The organism is Terrabacter sp. NPDC080008, assembly GCF_040702505.1.
Classification (GTDB): domain Bacteria; phylum Actinomycetota; class Actinomycetes; order Actinomycetales; family Dermatophilaceae; genus Terrabacter.
In genome coordinates this window covers 392,963-408,856 of sequence record NZ_JBFBLC010000001.1, presented here as the reverse complement: position 1 = coordinate 408,856, position 15,894 = coordinate 392,963, and the positions used below count along the sequence as shown (strand labels likewise).

General features: G+C 74.6%; 12 protein-coding genes. 7 read left to right on the top strand and 5 right to left on the bottom strand.

The genetic code is table 11. The features are described from left to right. Positions 1 to 14: 14 nt before the first annotated feature. From AB0316_RS01925 to AB0316_RS01905, 5 genes are all read right to left on the bottom strand, one after another. On the bottom strand, positions 15 to 1,739 hold the full coding sequence (locus AB0316_RS01925) for a protein kinase (RefSeq protein ID WP_366269988.1): 1,725 nt from the start codon (positions 1,737 to 1,739) through the stop codon (positions 15 to 17). Continuing rightward, positions 1,739 to 4,210 (bottom strand): FHA domain-containing protein, encoded by a 2,472-nt coding sequence (locus tag AB0316_RS01920; protein WP_366269986.1) that lies wholly within the window; start codon positions 4,208 to 4,210, stop codon positions 1,739 to 1,741. The genes AB0316_RS01925 and AB0316_RS01920 overlap by 1 nt, the downstream gene beginning before the upstream one ends. Before the next feature lie 2 nt (positions 4,211 to 4,212). Next, complete coding sequence (locus AB0316_RS01915; RefSeq protein WP_366269984.1) at positions 4,213 to 5,025, bottom strand: PP2C family serine/threonine-protein phosphatase; 813 nt, start codon at positions 5,023 to 5,025, stop codon at positions 4,213 to 4,215. Then, positions 5,022 to 5,597, bottom strand: a complete 576-nt coding sequence (locus tag AB0316_RS01910) for a hypothetical protein (RefSeq protein WP_366269982.1) — start codon at positions 5,595 to 5,597, stop codon at positions 5,022 to 5,024. Before AB0316_RS01910 ends, AB0316_RS01915 begins: the two co-directional genes overlap by 4 nt. A 226-nt stretch (positions 5,598 to 5,823) precedes the next feature. Next, positions 5,824 to 7,323 carry a CCA tRNA nucleotidyltransferase gene (locus tag AB0316_RS01905; protein ID WP_366269980.1) on the bottom strand — a complete coding sequence of 500 codons (1,500 nt, stop codon included), beginning with the start codon at positions 7,321 to 7,323 and terminating at the stop codon, positions 5,824 to 5,826. A 109-nt stretch (positions 7,324 to 7,432) separates the two neighbouring features. Between AB0316_RS01905 and AB0316_RS01900 the strand changes: the two genes are divergently transcribed. The 7 genes from AB0316_RS01900 to trxA all read left to right on the top strand — a co-directional run bounded on the left by AB0316_RS01900 (position 7,433) and on the right by trxA (position 15,867). Further along, positions 7,433 to 7,918, top strand: a complete 486-nt coding sequence (locus AB0316_RS01900) for an NUDIX hydrolase (RefSeq protein ID WP_366269978.1) — start codon at positions 7,433 to 7,435, stop codon at positions 7,916 to 7,918. Further along, a complete protein-coding gene (locus AB0316_RS01895; RefSeq protein ID WP_366269976.1) occupies positions 7,915 to 10,380 on the top strand; it encodes a DUF6049 family protein in 2,466 nt (821 codons plus the stop codon). The genes AB0316_RS01900 and AB0316_RS01895 overlap by 4 nt, the downstream gene beginning before the upstream one ends. Before the next feature lie 55 nt (positions 10,381 to 10,435). After that, positions 10,436 to 12,502: a hypothetical protein gene (locus AB0316_RS01890; RefSeq protein WP_366269974.1), complete on the top strand. Its 2,067-nt coding sequence runs from the start codon at positions 10,436 to 10,438 to the stop codon at positions 12,500 to 12,502. Between the two features lie 35 nt (positions 12,503 to 12,537). Continuing rightward, positions 12,538 to 13,077, top strand: coding sequence for an RNA polymerase sigma factor SigM (sigM, locus tag AB0316_RS01885; protein ID WP_366269972.1), 540 nt, complete (start codon positions 12,538 to 12,540; stop codon positions 13,075 to 13,077). A gap of 203 nt (positions 13,078 to 13,280) precedes the next feature. Next, positions 13,281 to 14,222: a hypothetical protein gene (locus AB0316_RS01880; RefSeq protein WP_366269969.1), complete on the top strand. Its 942-nt coding sequence runs from the start codon at positions 13,281 to 13,283 to the stop codon at positions 14,220 to 14,222. A gap of 201 nt (positions 14,223 to 14,423) precedes the next feature. Then, positions 14,424 to 15,467, top strand: coding sequence for a thioredoxin-disulfide reductase (gene trxB, locus AB0316_RS01875; RefSeq protein WP_366269966.1), 1,044 nt, complete (start codon positions 14,424 to 14,426; stop codon positions 15,465 to 15,467). 76 nt (positions 15,468 to 15,543) lie between these two features. Next, the gene (gene trxA, locus AB0316_RS01870) at positions 15,544 to 15,867 is read left to right on the top strand and encodes a thioredoxin (RefSeq protein ID WP_207556001.1); all 324 of its coding nucleotides are present in this window, start codon (positions 15,544 to 15,546) and stop codon (positions 15,865 to 15,867) included. The last annotated feature ends 27 nt before the right edge of the window (positions 15,868 to 15,894 follow it).

Below are 15,894 nucleotides of genomic sequence, written 5' to 3'. Positions count from 1 at the left end.
GTTGCGGCCGGCGCTCACTGGGCGGTCTCGCACTGGATGGTGGAGCCGGGCGAGGACTGGCCGGACCGGGTCAGGAGGACGGTGGCACACACCTTCGTGCCCTTGGCCGCCTTCACCGTGTAGCTGCGGGCGGCGACGGAGACGAACGTGGTCTTGTCGGTGTTGCCCGCCTCGGCAGGCGTGGCACCCACCGAGACGCGGTAGACGTCCTTCTTCGAGGAGGAGGGATAGTTCCACGTGAAACGGACGGCACCGCGGGTGGAGGTGGCGGAGAGCGTCGGCTTGTCGAAGAGCCCGTCGCCGATCGCGCTGTCGTCGCCCGGCATCGACACCGTGGCGCGCGGCGTCGGCCCGGCCGGTGTCGGCGCCGGCTCGTCGCCGCTCGGGCGGAGCAGGAGGAAGAGCACGAGGGCGGCCAGCATGACGACCCCGCCGACCAGGCTCCAGAGCACGCCCGGCCGCGTCAGCGGCGACGGCGGCGCGGCTGTCGGGGCGGCCACCGCCTGAGCGCCCGCGGCGCGGCCCGCGCGCCGGACCGTCGGCTCCTCGGCCGTGTCGGCGTCGAGCGGGGTCGTCCGGCTGTAGACGGGGTCGGTGACCGCGGCCGGGCGAACGGGCGCGGCGGACGGCATACCACCAGGCCCCGGGGACGTCGCCGCGGCCGGCGGGGGCGACCAGCGGGCCCCGGGGGCCTCGGCGCGGCGGCGCGTCTCGTCGTCGGGCGACTGCGGCGAGGGCCCCAGCGGCTGGGCCACGACCGTCTGCGGGGCCTTGATGCGGGTGCGGTCCTCGTCCTCGACCGACGAACCCGTCGGCGAGCCGGACGTCTGGCTCACCAGGGTGGTGTGGCCCTGCTCGTCGAGCACGACGATCGGGGTGCGGCCGAGGCGCTGCTGCTGCTCCACCGCATGCAGGGCCCGGGCCAGCTCGAGCGCCGAGGCGGGCCGGTGGGCCGGGTCCTTCGCCATGGCCTGCGCGAGCAGGCGCTCGAGGCCGGGCGGCACGTCCTGGCGGCCCGTCGGGGGCGGCGGGGTGGTGCGGATCCGGGGCATCAACGCGTACGCGGAGTTGTCGCCGCCCGGGACCTCGAACGGCGAGCGCCCCACGAGCAGCTGCCACAGCGTCGCGGCGAGCGAGTAGACGTCGGAGCGCTCGTCGCCGTTGCTCTGGCCGTAGAGCACCTCGGGGGCCGCCCACGGCACCGAGACGCCGACGTCGTCGGTGGTCTCGGTCGGGGTGTCGCCCTCGCGAGCGCCACGACCGGCGATGCCGAAGTCGGTGAGCCCGGGGGCGCCGTAGGCGCTGACGAGGACGTTGGCCGGCTTGATGTCACGGTGCGTGATGTGCGCGCGGTGCGCCGTCTCGACGGCACTCGCGAGCTGGATGCCGGTGCGCAGCACCTCCTCGACGGAGAAGCGCTCGGCCCGCGCCCGCATCGCGAGGTTGGGCGGCGGGTAGTACTTCATGACGAGGTAGGGGCGGCCGTCGTCGGAGGTGCCGGACCGGAAGACCTGCACGATGTAGGGGTGGTCGCCGAGCGCGGCCATGGTGTCGGCCTCCTCGACGAACTGCTGGCGCAGCGCGTCGGTGAGCCCCTCGGACTTGAGCACCTTGACCGCGACCGGCATGCGCGGGCTCTGCTGCTCGTAGAGGAAGACGTCGGCGTAGCCGCCCGAACCGAGCGGCTGCACGAACACGAGCCCCGGGATCTTCGGCGGGGTTCCCTTGCGCGAGGCCATCAGATCGCGGTCTCGAAGGTGAAGGAGACCTCGTCGGCCATTGACACGAGCGAGCCGGGCTCGAGGACCTGCTGGTCGTTGGCGCGCAGGCGCACCGGGCTCTCACCCGGCAGGGTGACGGTGGTGCCGTTCGTGGTGCCGAGGTCGCGGATCAGCACGTGCCAGCCCTCGAGGATCACCTCGACGTGGTTGCGCGAGATGTCGCGCTCGGGACTCGGCACCTTGACCACGTGCGGGCGGTCGTGGACCGCGAGCCCGTCACCGAGCTTGGGCGCCCGGCCGAGCAGGACGCTGCGGTCGAGCGTCACGACGTCGCCGGTGGACAGGCGCAGCACACCGAGCGGCGGCCGCGGCATGGTGAACGGGCCCTGCGGCGGGATGCCTGCACCGCACACCCGGCAGCGGTCGCTGTGCGGGGGCGTCGGGTGGCCCGCCGAGCAGAGGACCGCGAGGACGCTCGGGCCCGAGACCGTCTGGTTCTGGGCGGCGTGGCGCGCCTCGAGGAGGGCGCTGCGGTCGACGGTGAGCTCGGCGTCGTCGTCGTCCTCGGGTGGCGTGGCGATCGGCGCCGAGGCGGTCGGCGCCGAGGCGATCGGTGCGGAGGCGATCGGTGCCAAGGCGATGGGGGGTGTGGTCGCGGGCGCGGCCACCGGCGGCCGGGGTGCGATCGGCACCTCGAAGGTGGGTTCGGCGCCGGGTCGGGACACCGCGGGGTATGCCGTGCCGACCTCCGGCGCCGAGGGGACCGTCGGCGCGGGGGTCGGGACGGTGTCGACGTTCGACGGCAGGAGGGGCGTGTTAGCGGGCGCAGCCGGTGGGCTGTCGACCGGCAGGGTGGAGATCAGCGGGGTGGCCTCGGGGGCGCGCGCACCCGGGGGCGGCGTGTTGAGCGGCGGCAGCAGGCTCGGTGGCGGCGGTGGCGTGTGCCGGCCGGAGAAGTGCGGCACCTCGGGCTCTGGCTTGGGCACCTCGGGGGTCGACGCAGGGCTGGCCCAGGGCACGGACGAGATGAGCCCACCCTCGGGCTCGGCCGGGACGTCGTGCGCCACCGGGACCGGGGCAGCCGGCACCTCGGGCGCCGGTGGGAGGTTGGTGACCGGCGCCTCGCTCGTGTCCGCGACGGCCGGCACGGGCGGGGCGGACGGGACGTCGTCGTCGGCCGGCTCCTCGTCCTCCTCGGACCGTGAGAGCTGGGCGAGGACGCGACGGTGCTCGTCGGCGGCTGTCGTGTGGCCGAAGAGGTAGTCGTAGCTCGGCACCGCGGGCTGGGCCGCGTCGGCCTGGGCGTCATCGGGGGCGGCAGCGACAGGCGCGGGGGCGCTCGTCGGGACCGTCTCGGGCTCCAGCACGGGTCGGGCCGCCCAGGTGGAGTCGACGTCGCGGGGCGCTGCAGGTGGCAGGTCGTCCGCGGCCGGGACCTCGGCGGCCGGAACCTCGGGCGCCGCCGGGGCAGTGGAGGGTGGACCGGGAGGCTGGGTGACTGAGGCCGGCACGGCAGCGCTGGGCGCGGCGGCCGTGGCCGGAGTCGAGGCAGGGCTGACGGACGGCGGCGCGACCGGCGGCCGCACCGACGACCAGGGCCGCAGCTCGGGCGCAGACTCCCGCCCAGGGGCACCCTTCTGCTGGGCAGCGCGTTCCGGCTCCTGAGGAGGAGCTGAGGGTGGGACCGGCTCCGGCGCTGCCTGCGCGAGCGGCTCGCGGTCCGGGGCTGCGGCCGGCTTGGCGTCGGGGGCTCGGGTCGGCTCTACGGGCGCGACGGACGCGACGGACGCGGCGGCGGGCACCGCCCAGCTGCGGTCCCAGCGGCTGCTGCTCGGGGGCTGTGGCGCGACGGGAGCGTCCGGGCCGGCCGAGGTCACGGCGGGCGTCTCGGGAGTGGCCGCCTCGGTCGCACCTGTTGCGGGCGCCGGCTCGGACCGGGGAGGAGCGTCAGGCGCAGCCATGGAGTCGGGCGCCGACTCAGGCGCCGGCTCGGGATCGGGCTCCTCGTCAGGACCGTCAGCGACCTCGGCCGCGGCACCCACCGGCGGGCCCGCCACCGGTGGGGACCCGAGCGTCTGGGGCGGCTGCGGCTGGGAGCGCTCCGACTCCTCGAGGACGCGCAGCACGACCCGCTCGGGATGCTCGGGGAGCTCGAGGTCGGTCCACACCCGAGCGCTCGTGGCACGCACGTCGTGCTCGCTGCCGTCGGAGAGGGTGACCTGCGCCGACACGGGGCCGAAGGCGACGATGCGGCTGCGCGGCTGCCAGTGCACGCCGACGAAGTGGTGGGCCTTGCGCATGCCCCCGGCCGTCAGGACCTCGAGCACGTCGTCGAGGTCGCCACCGTCGGCGGCGTCGCTCGCTGCGAGGGTGCGGTCGTCCTCCTCGTCGAGGCCGATGAGCAGGTGCATGCCGGGGCCCCCGATGTGCGTCCACCCGTCGGGAGCCCGTTCGACGACGACAGCTGGGACATCGGACGGGCCACTCACGTCTACGACCTGCTCTCCCCTGATGAGCCGTTCACGGTCTCGCGCGGGGTGGTGTCCTCGTCCACGTCCGAATCGTGGCCCTGCCCCTGTACGGCGACGACGATAGCAGTGACGTTGTCGTGGCCCCCGGCCTCGACCGCGGCGCGCACCAGCGCGTCCGCGGCCTCCTCGGCGTCGGGGTGTTCGACGAGGATCGCCTCGATCTCCTCGAGGCTCAGCTCGTTGGACATCCCGTCGGAGCAGATGACGAAGGCCTCGCCGGGGTAGGGCGGGAACACCCAGGTGTCGACGGCGCCCATCGGCTCTCGGCCGAGCGACCGGGTCACGATGTTGCGGCCGGGGTGGCGCTGCGCCTGCTCGGCGGTGATGAGCCCGCGCTCGACGAGCTCCCACACCTCGGAGTGGTCCACGGTGACCTGCGCCAGCCGCCCGTCGAGGAGGCGGTAGACCCGGGAGTCGCCGATGTTGAAGACCGCCCAGTGCCGGGAGCCCCCGCCCGAGACGAGCGCGAGTCCGGCGACGGTCGTGCCCATGCCGGTCTGCTCGGGGTGTCGGGCGGCGGAGGCGAGGATGCGCCGGTTCGCCTCGGCGACCTGCTCGACGATGTCGCCCACCTGCAGGACGTTGCGGTCGGCGAGCTCGACGACGGTCTCGGCCGCGATCCGGCTGGCGACCTCGCCCGCCGCGTGGCCACCCATCCCGTCCGCCACGACGAACACGGTGCCGCGCACCAGCGCAGAGTCCTCGTTGTGGCGCCGGACCCGGCCCACGTCGGTGGCCACTCCCGCGGCGATGGCGGGCATCGTCGCGCTCATGAGCCGGCGACCTCGCTGCTCGCCGGGCCCTCGGTGCGCTCCGGGCCTTCCGAGCTCGCTGAGCCCTCGGCATCCCCGGTCGTCCCCGCCCCGCCGGACCCCCACGGGACCACGCGGACCGTGGTGAGCACCTGGCGGATCAGCTCGTAGTCCGCCTCGGCGTCGGAACCCCCGACCGCTCCGGTCAGCTGCACGACGTGCCCGGACGTCTCGCCCGATGCGACGTGGTGGAAGAGGTTGGCCTGCAGCACCGTGTCGACGTCGCCGTCGGGCCAGGTCGCGTCGCACCCGACGAAGCGGGCACCCGCGAGCTCGGCGGCATACGGCTCGGAGACGGACCCGCCGCGGGTGGCGGCCAGGACGGCGACCTGCTCGAGCGAGTCCTCGACGCGGTAGACGGGCCCGCACTGCTCGACGGTGACGACCACGTTCGGCGCGAAGGAGCCCTCGCGCGGGAGCCGGGCAGCCATGGTCGCGCCGGGCGCGTGGACCGGCTCCCACCCCTGCGGGACGTCAAGGCTCACCGCCGGCTGGCCCGGGAAGTCCGCGCTCGGGTAGGCGAGGGTGGTCATGGCTCGTTCCTTTCGGTCGTTCCCGCAGGCTCGGGAAACGGCGCGGTCAGTCAATCATTCACGGCAGGCCGTGTCAGATCAGCGGACGCGACGCCCCGTGCGCGGGCGGCTCGACGTGCGCCCGAGCGTACGTCCGGGCGCACGCGTCGCGCGATGGGGAGCACTGCCCACCCCGTGCCTACCCGCAAGCACCCCCGCCGTATGCGTGAGGCGCACCGGGCGCCGGTCAGGCCTGGGTCTCGCGCTGCGCCCACCACGTGAGGAGCTTCTCGCGGGCGGCGTCCTTGCCGATGGGGCCGTCGTCGAGCCGCACCGACAGGAGGTAGTCGTAGGCCTCGCCGAGCACCGGGCCGGGCCGGATGCCGAGGGCCTGCGCGATCTCGTTGCCGTTGAGCTCGGGTCGCACGCTCGCGAGCTCCTCCTCGGCCGCGAGCCGCTCGATGCGCTGCTCGAGGTCGTCGTAGGCCCGGGAGAGCCGCTGCGCCTTGCGGGCGTTGCGGGTGGTGCAGTCGGAGCGGGTGAGCCGGTGCAGCCGGGGCAGCAGGGGGCCGGCGTCGGTGACGTAGCGGCGCACCGCCGAGTCGGTCCACTGGCCGTCGCCGTAGCCGTGGAAGCGCAGGTGCAGCTCGACGAGGCGGGCGACCTGCTTGGTCGTCTCCTTGTCGTAGCGCATCGCCTTGAGCCGCTTGCTCGCGAGCTTGGCGCCGACGAGCTCGTGGTGGTGGAAGGAGACGCCCCCGCCGTCCTCGAACCGCCGGGTCGCAGGCTTGCCGATGTCGTGCAGCAGGGCCGCCAGGCGGAGCACGAGGTCGGGACCGGGCACCGACTCGGGCGGCCCGTCGGCGGGCCCCTCGAGGTCGATCGCCTGCTCTAGCACGATGAGTGAGTGGTGGTAGACGTCCTTGTGCCGGTGGTGCTCGTCGAGCTCGAGCCGCAGGGCCGGCAGCTCCGGCAGGAACACGTCCGCCAGGCCGGTGTCGACGAGCAGCGTCAGGCCCAGCCGCGGGTCGGGTGAGAGCAGCAGCTTGGTGAACTCGTCGCGGATGCGCTCGGCGGAGATCATCGACAGCGTGCCGGCGCGCTCGGCCATCGCCGTCCGGACCTCCGGCGCCACCTCGAAGCCGAGCTGCGAGGCGAAGCGAGCCGCGCGCATCATCCGCAGCGGGTCGTCCGCGAAGGACTCCTCGGGCGCCGACGGGGTCATGAGCCGCTGCTGCACCAGGTCGGGCAGGCCGCCGTGGACGTCGACGAACTCGAGGCTCGGCAGCCGGATCGCCATGGCGTTGACGGTGAAGTCGCGCCGCACCAGGTCGCCCTCGAGGCTGTCTCCGAACATCACCTCGGGCTTGCGGGAGGTCCGGTCGTAGGTGTCGGCGCGGTAGGTCGTGATCTCGATGACGTGCGAGCCCTTGCGCAGCCCGATGGTGCCGAAGTCGCGACCGATGTCCCAGTGCGCGTCGGCCCAGCCGGTGACGACCCCGAGGATCTGGTCGGGCCGGGCGTCGGTCGTCAGGTCCAGGTCGGGCGACACGCGGCCGAGGAACGCGTCGCGCACCGGGCCACCGACGAGCGCCAGCTCGTGCCGTGCGGCCGCGAACCGCTCCCCCAGCTCGGTCAGGAGCGGCAGCACGGGGGCGAGCCGGGCGACGGCGGCGCGCAGCAGCGGCAGCCCCGCGTCGGCGGGCCGGCTGCCGGCGGGTGCGGGCGTGTCGGGTCGGTCTGGCACGCGCCTCAGCCTAGTGAGCGACTCGTGCCGTCCCGACCACGCGCGTACGCCCTCGCGACCCGGTCGGAAGGACGAGGGGACTCATTGTCGGGCCCGTTATGGTGGCGATGTGAGCGCCCAGCCCGTCCCCAGCCCCGTGCCGGGGAGGCGGCTGCCCGCGGTCGAGGAGCGCTCGGCCGGAGGCATCGTGGTCGACGTGCGCGAGGGCCTGGCGCTCATCGCCGTCATCGCCCGGCGCAACCGGGCCGGGCGCATCGAGTGGTGCCTGCCCAAGGGTCACGTCGAGCCGGGCGAGACGCTGGTCGAGACCGCGGCCCGCGAGGTCGCCGAGGAGACCGGCATCGAGGGCCGGGTGCTCATCGAGCTCGGCACCATCGACTACTGGTTCGCCACGTCGGACAAGCGCGTCCACAAGTTCGTGCACCACTACCTCCTCGAGGCGACGGGCGGTGAGCTCTCGATCGAGAACGACCCCGACCACGAGGCCATCGACGTGGCCTGGATCCGCCTCGACGAGGTGCACCGCCGGCTGACCTTCCCCAACGAGCGCCGCATAGCGCAGGCGGCGTGGAACCGGTTGGCAGGGACGGCGTGATCCGCGAGGGGTCGCGGCGTCCGGGAAGGAGCGGGCGTCGCGCGGCCCGCCTCGTGCGCTCCCTGGCTGCCACCGCGACCGTGCTGGCCGCGCTGGGGACGAGCCTCGCCGGCGGCGCCGCCGCGCTCGGCTCCGCCGGTCCGACGCCGTATGCCGCCGCGTCCCTCCCCGTCGCCGCCCCCGTCACGCCCTCCGAGCCTTTCGTGCCCGCCACCCCCCGACCGGACGTGGTGCCCGCGAAGGACGCGGCGGTCATCGTTCTCCAGACCCTCACCCCGGCCGTCGTGAAGCCGGGCACCGACGTGACGATCACCGGCACCGTGACCGCGCCCACCGACGGCCCGCTGTCGGTCCCGGAGGTCCGCGTCGTCCGCGGCGACACGCAGGTGCGCCAGAGCACGGCGCTCGACGACTGGGCGTCGGGCAAGACCCGGGCTGCAGGGTTCACCGTGGCCACGACCCGGCTGCCCACGGTGGCGCCCGGTCGCACCCAGGCGTTCACCGCCACGGTGCCCTGGGAGCGGCTGCGCTCCCCCGAGGCCTTCGCGGCCGTGCCGATCGCCGTCGAGGTCGTGCAGCAGGGGGCCTCCGAACCGACCGGTTCGACCCGGACGTTCGTGGCCTGGAACGGACGCAAGGAGTACGTCCCGCTCGACGTCGCGACGGTCGTGCCCGTCACCCTCGACCCCGACGTCGACCTCTTCTCGCGTGACGACAACGCGCGGCTGCACGCGTGGCAGGGCGCGCTCGGGCCCGGGTCGCGGATCTCCCGCCTGCTGGAGGGCACCAAGGGCAAGGCGGTGGTTCTCGCCGTCGACCCCTCGGTCCTCGGACCCGACGCGTCCCCGGGTGGCGACAGCCCCACCGCGCCCGCCCCGGGCCCCTCCGGCACGACCCCGAGCCCGACGCCGCCCGCCACGACACCGCCCGCGACCACCGCACCTGGCCCCTCCGCCGCGACGAGCGCGTCCGGGCCGGCAAACGCCACCGCAAGCCCGACCACGGGCACCCCGGCGCCCTCCAGCTCGACGCCCGCTCCCTCCCCGAGCACCTCCGGCGCCCAGCCCACCGGGGCGCCGGCGCCCGACCAGGCCATCGCCGCGCTCGGGGACGCGCTCGTCGGGCAGTTGCGCGGGCGCAGCGTGTGGGCGCTCCCGTACGCCGACGCCGACCTCGCCGCCGCCGTCGCGACCGACCCGGCCAACTCGCTGGTGCGCGACCTCGTCACCCGCGCCTCCGCGCTGTCGACCCGCCTGGGGCAGCGCGCGCGCACCGACATCGTCTGGCCCGTCGACGGGCTGCTCCCGGCCGGCCGCGAGCAGGGTCTGCAGACCCTGCTCTCCGGCACCCCCGTCAAGAAGCCGGCCGGCATCGTCGTGGACTCGGCGGCGATCACCAGGGCGAGCCCCTACACGCCCACCGCGCGGCGGGTGACGGCCTCGGGAACCCGGCTGCTCGCATACGACAGCCGTCTGTCCGCCCTGCTGCCCGAGCGCTCCGACGCGAGCCCGGTGCTCTCGACCCAGCGCTACCTCGCCGAGACGCTCGTGCTGCTCGGCGAGCGCGCCGGCACCGCCCGCTCCGTCCTCGTGGTCGCGCCGCGCACCTTCGACCCCGACCCGACGGCCCTCGCCTCCTTCCTCGCGGCGACGTCGAGCGCCCCGTGGCTGCACCCCGTCCCGGCTGCCTCCCTCCTGACGAACAGCGGCACCGACCGGGCGCAGCCGCAGACGGCGGCGGCCACGACCGTGCCGGGCATGGCTCCGCCGCCCGTCCTCACCACGCGCCGCCTCGCGCAGATCGCCGAGCAGCGCGACACGCTCGTCAGCGTCTCGTCGGTGCTGCGCGACGGCGAGCAGTTCGAGCGGACCTACCGCGAGGTGCTCGACGAGCTGGCGAGCGTCCGCTGGCGCTACCAGCCGACGGCCTGGCCGGCCCTGGCGGGCTCGGTGGCGGCCGACGTGCGGGCGGCCACGAGCGCCATCCGCGTCGTGCCGCGCACCAGCACCATCAACCTGCTCGCCGAGAACGGCACCCTGCGCGTCACTGTCGAGAACGGCCTCGACTACACGGTCGAGAACATCCGCCTGCGGCTCGTGCCCGACAACCCCCGCGTCCGGGTCGTCGCGCAGCCGGCGCCCGTGACCATCGGGCCCTCGTCCCGCACCAACGTGCCCGTCGAGGTCGCCGCCGTCGCCGCCGGCCGCGCCCAGATCCGCGCCTTCCTCACCACGGCCGACGGCACCGTCATCGGCTCCCCGGCCACCATCCCCGTCGCAGCCAACCCGCTCGACGCCACCATCTACTGGGTCGGCGGGGTGCTCGTGGGCCTCGTGCTCGTCGCCGGTGTCATCCGCGCCGTGCGCAAGGGCACCTCGCGCGTCGACGAGATCGCCGACATCGAAGCGGTCACCGCAGCGAACCAGTCGCTCGGCGATGCGAACCACGGGGAACGCAGGTGAGTCGGCCTAGGATGGGCCGCAGCCACGCATCCACGCACCACCGGACGAGGGGAGGGTGACGCACGTGCAGGGAGTCGGACCCGGAACGGTCCTGGGGGGTCGCTACGCGGTCACGCTGCGCACCTCTGAGGGCACCCACCACGAACGCTGGCGCGCGATCGACCACACCCTCGAGCGCGACGTCGTGCTGGTGTGCTTCGCCGCCGGCTCGTCCGTCGCGGCGGCTGCGCTCGATGCCGCCCGCCGCGCCGCCGGCATCGAGGACCCCCGGCTCGTCCGCGTCCTCGACGTCGGCAGCGACCAGGGCGTCGGCTTCATCGTCGAGGAGCCCCTGACCGGGGCCGAGCCCCTGACGCACCTGCTCCAGGGCGGCGGGCTGGCCGCCGACGAGGTGCGCCGGCTCACCGGCGAGGCCGCCACGGCGCTCGACAAGGCCTCACACCGCGGCCTGCACCACCTCGCGCTCACCCCTGCGACGCTGCTGCGCATGCCCGACGGTGCGGTCAAGCTGCGCGGGCTCGCCACCGAGGCGGCCCTCACCGACACCGACGTGCTCTCCGACGAGCGGGCCTCCCGCGCCGACGCCGTGGGCCTGGTCAAGCTCGCGTATGCCGGCCTGACCGGTCGCTGGCCCATGGTGGCCGTCGACGACGGGCTGATCCCCGCCGGTCGGCCCGTCGGCCTCGAGGCCGCGCCGACGATCGTCGGCGGGGTCGCCGCCCCCTCCGAGATCGCCGTCGGGGTGCCCAACGACCTCGACCTCATCTGCCGCATGACCCTGGGCGAGGGTGGCCGTGGGCCGGTCTCCCCGGGCGATCTGGCCCTGCAGATCGCCCCGTGGCCGGCCGAACAGGCCGTCTCCGACGGCGCCACCGGCATCGGCCTGCACGGGAGAGGCGGCCGCGGCTCGACCGGTTCGAGTGGTTCGAGTGGTTCGAGTGGCTCCGCCGGCTCGAGCGGCTCGAGCGGCGCGACCCGGACGCTCCCTGCGGTGGCGGCCGGAGCGGGCGCCACCGCCGTCATCGGCGCGGCTGCCGCCTCGGGCTCCGGAGGCCGGTCCTCCCGCAGCGCCCAGGAGAGCACGGTGGCCTTCGACCAGGTCACGGCCACCGGCTCGCCGCGGAGCACGCGGCCGGCCCTCGACGAGGACGATCGCCAGGCCTCGACCGGCGGACCGGCAGACGGCGCCGACGAGGCAGCCGGCGACAACGGCCGCCGCGTCCCGGGCGGCGTCGCAGCCGCGGCCGCGGCTGCCGGCGGCGTCGCCGGTGCGATCGGCGACCGCGTGGGCTCCTTCGCCAGGTCGGCGGCCGACAGGGCGGCGGCCCGCGCCGCCGAGCGCCGAGCCGCGCACGACGACTTCGACGGTGAGGAGATCGGGCTCGACGACGCCCTCGACCAGGCGCCCGCCACACGGCTCGACCCGCCCCTGCCGGTCATGCACCGTGAGACGCCGGACGCTCCCAGCGGGACGCAGGCCCGGATCGCCCTGGCCATCGTCGGTGCCCTGGTGGTCGTCGCTCTCATCATCGGCATCAAGAACGTCTCGATGATCGGTCGGCACGACGGTCCCGCGACCGCCGTGACCGTGACCAAGACGCGCGCCCCGAGCGCGACCCAGACCACGTCGGGCACGCCCTCGCAGCAGCCGTCGCCCACCACGACGCAGGCACCGCCCGCGGCCCCCGTCTCCATCACCGGCGGCACGGGCTTCGACCCACAGGACGGCACCGAGTCCGACCAGAGCGTCCAGAAGGCCTTCGACGGCGACACCGGCACCACCTGGCAGTCCCGCTGGTACGGCACGAAGAGCTTCAACGGCAACAAGGACGGCGTCGGGGTGCTGCTCGACCTCAGCGCGCCCACCGTCGTCAAGGAGGTCGTCCTCGACCTGCCGAAGTCCCAGGACGTCACCGTCTACGCCACCGACTCCGGCTCCACCCGCTCGCTCGACGGCGCCCAGAAGATCGGGTCCGCCAGCGACGCCAGCGGCACGGTGTCCATCAAGCCGAGCGGCACCCTGCAGCCGGCGAGCAAGATCATCGTCTTCATCACCAAGGCCGCACCCGCCGAAGCCAGCAACCACTACCGCGCACAGATCAGCGAAGTCACGGTGCGCTGACCGTGGTCTCGGGGGTTGCCGGGCCGGTCGCCGACGTGAGCGACCGGGACCTGCTGGCGCGGCACGTCGCCGGGGACGACGAGGCCTTCGGCGAGCTCTTCCGGCGACACAAGGACCGCATGTGGGCCGTTGCACTGCGCACGGTGCGCGACCCGGAGCTGGCCGCCGACTGCGTCCAGGACGGCTTCCTCGCGGCCTTCCGGCGCGCCGAGTCGTTCCGGGGGGAGGCAGCCGTCACGACGTGGCTGCACCGGATCGTCGTCAACGCCTGCCTCGACCGGCTCCGGCGCCGGCGCCCCACGGCCGAGCTGCCCGAGTACGAGCTGGCCGACCGGCACGACCACCACGCCTCCACCGAGGTGCGCCTCGACATCCAGGAGGCCCTGGCCGCCCTGCCCGAGGGACAGCGGGCGGCGCTCGTGCTCGTCGACATGCACGCCGTGCCCGTCGCCGAGGCCGCCCTCATCCTCGGCGTGGCAGAGGGCACCATCAAGTCACGGTGCGCACGCGGCCGCGCTGCGCTCGCCCAGCAGCTCGGCCTGATCCCGAGCGTGCGCCCCGTCGAGTCGCGCTGACCCACGCGCCCCGACCACCGGCAGCCAGCCGACCGCGTCCACGCCGGGGCGCGTCTGGCTCCCAGCCGAGAATGGTTGAATCCGATGGAACCCGGGGGCCCCGCGCGGCCGTCGGACCCACGGCGACCGGCATACCCTGCCTGCTCGACGCCCCGATCGAGGCCGCCGACGACCACTGCACGTCTTCCCGAAGGACCACACCCGTGGACGAGTCCGCGCACTCCCCTGAGCCCGCTCCCGGGCGCAGCCCTCGGACCGAACCGGCAACCGGGACGGCTTCGACTCAGGGCCGTGACCGGGGCCCGCTGCGCGATGAGCCGCTCGAGACCCGCGGGGGCCACGCAGGTCTGGTCGACCCCGAGCTGGTCGACCCCGAGCTGGTCGACCCCGAGCTGGTCGACCACGTACGCGCCCTGCTGGCCTCCGTGCCCGCGCCGGGCCCCATGCCCACCGCGGTGTCCGACCGCATCGAGGCCGCCCTGCTCGAGGAGGCCCGGCTGCGCGTCGAGCCCGGGCCACTCGGCCGCCGGCAGATGCCCCCAGCGGAACCGGGCGACGGCCAACCGGACCGGCCGGGCGACGGTGCCGTGTTCACCCTGCCCGCACGCGCCGGCCGGTCGAACCGGACTCGACCGGCCTACCTCGTCGCCGCGGTGGCGGCCGCTGCCGTCGTCGTGGCCGCGGGCGCCTCGGCGCTGCACGTGACCAAGCGACCCAACGGCGCGGCGGCCCTCGGCGGCTCGTACCAGTCGTCCGCCCCGACCCCTCCGACCGCGGCCGGCACCGAGGGCGGCCTGCACGTCCAGCTCAGCAAGACGGCCTACACGGCCGGCACCCTCGCCGCGGGAGCCCGCACGCTCCTCGACCACCCCGGCCCCGCGGTCCGGGACCTCGCGGCCGAGTCGCCGGCGATCGGTCCCATCGCCACTCCCATCGGCCTCGAGTCCTGCCTCGAGGCGATCGGCGCCGTCGACGCCGCCCACCCGGATGCCGACGCGGTCTCGGTGGACCTCGCGTCCTTCGAGGGCAGGCCCGCGGCGATCCTCGTCGTGACAAGGGCCGGTGCGAGCACCGCCTGGGCGGTCGAGCGCAGCTGCACCACCGGCACGCCCGGGGTGCTGGCAGGCGCCACGCCCGTCCCGTGAGGGATCTCCGTCCGACGGTCCCGGCACCGGCGTGAGCGACAGCCGCCGCGAGCCCGCGTGCGCGGGAACAAGCACCACCTAGGATCGGTTGTAGCCCACACGGCCAGCCCCGCGTCACCACCGGCTCCCCGCCGGACGTCCGACGCCCGGGGACCCGCGGCCAGGAGCACGACCCGAGAGCGTCACGAGGAGCACGTCACCATGTCCAGTCCGGACACCGTCCGCAACGTCATCATCATCGGCTCCGGCCCCGCTGGCTACACGGCAGCCGTGTACGCCGCCCGAGCCAACCTGGCCCCGCTGGTGTTCGAGGGCGCGGTGACCGCCGGTGGTGCACTCATGAACACGACCGAGGTCGAGAACTTCCCCGGCTTCAAGGACGGCATCATGGGGCCCGACCTCATGGACGGCATGCGCGCCCAGGCCGAGCGCTTCGGCGCGGAGCTCGTCACCGACGACGTGACCGCCGTCGACCTGACCGGCGAGGTCAAGACCGTCACCGACGGCGCGGGCACCGTGCACCGCGCCCGGTCGGTCATCCTTGCCATGGGCTCGGCCTACCGCGAGCTCGGCCTGCCCCGCGAGAAGGAGCTCTCGGGTCACGGCGTCTCCTGGTGCGCCACCTGTGACGGCTTCTTCTTCCGCGACCAGGACATCGCCGTCGTCGGCGGCGGCGACTCCGCCATCGAGGAAGCGACCTTCCTGACGAAGTTCGCCCGGTCCGTCACGATCGTCCACCGCCGCGACACCCTCCGCGCGAGCAAGATCATGGCCGAGCGCGCCCACTCCAACGACAAGATCCGCTTCGCCTGGAACAGCGAGGTCGCGCAGATCCACGGCGAGGGCAAGCTGACCGGCGTCACGCTGCGCGACACCGTCACCGGCGAGACCCGCGAGCTCGACGTCACGGGCCTGTTCGTCGCCATCGGCCACGACCCCCGCAACGAGCTCGTCACCGGGGTCGTGGACACCGACGAGGCGGGCTACGTCCTCGTCGACGGCCGCTCCACGCGTACCAACGTGCCCGGCGTCTTCGCCTGCGGCGACCTGGTCGACCACACCTACCGCCAGGCCATCACCGCCGCCGGCTCGGGCTGCTCGGCCGCGCTCGACGCCGAGCACTACCTCGCCGCGCTCGAGGACACCGCCACGCCGGCCGAGGCCGCCGTCGAGGCCGCCGTCATCGACGAGACCGACGCCGGCGAGATCCCCGACGTGCGGGCCGGTGTCGGCGCCGACGCGTAGTTTCCCACCCACCGACCGCCGCACCCCAACACCCGCCGCACCCGCCGCACCCGCCGCACACCGAGAAGGAGCCTCCATGGCACTGAAGAACACGACCGACGCCACCTTCGCCGACGACGTCCTCATGAGCGAGAAGCCCGTGCTCGTCGACTTCTGGGCGACGTGGTGCGGCCCGTGCCGCAAGGTCGCCCCGATCCTCGAGGAGATCAACGAGCAGTACGGCGACAAGATCGAGATCGTCAAGCTCGACACCGACGCCAACGTCGACACGGCCGCGCGCTACGGCGTCGTGTCCATCCCGACGCTCAACGTCTACGTCAAGGGCGAGGTCGTCAAGACCATCGTCGGCGCGCACCCGAAGCCGAAGCTGCTGCGCGAGCTCGAGGAGTTCATCGCCTGAGACCCCAGGCACCGAAGGGGTGGCCCG

What these genes read in the sequence shown, in the direction of transcription:
- trxB (WP_366269966.1), top strand. Translation starts at nt 14,424, where the DNA reads ATGTCCAGTCCGGACACCGTCCGCAACGTCATCATCATCGGCTCCGGC.
- AB0316_RS01915 (WP_366269984.1), bottom strand. Translation starts at nt 5,025, where the DNA reads ATGAGCGCGACGATGCCCGCCATCGCCGCGGGAGTGGCCACCGACGTG.
- trxA (WP_207556001.1), top strand. Translation starts at nt 15,544, where the DNA reads ATGGCACTGAAGAACACGACCGACGCCACCTTCGCCGACGACGTCCTC.
- AB0316_RS01910 (WP_366269982.1), bottom strand. Translation starts at nt 5,597, where the DNA reads ATGACCACCCTCGCCTACCCGAGCGCGGACTTCCCGGGCCAGCCGGCG.
- AB0316_RS01925 (WP_366269988.1), bottom strand. Translation starts at nt 1,739, where the DNA reads ATGGCCTCGCGCAAGGGAACCCCGCCGAAGATCCCGGGGCTCGTGTTC.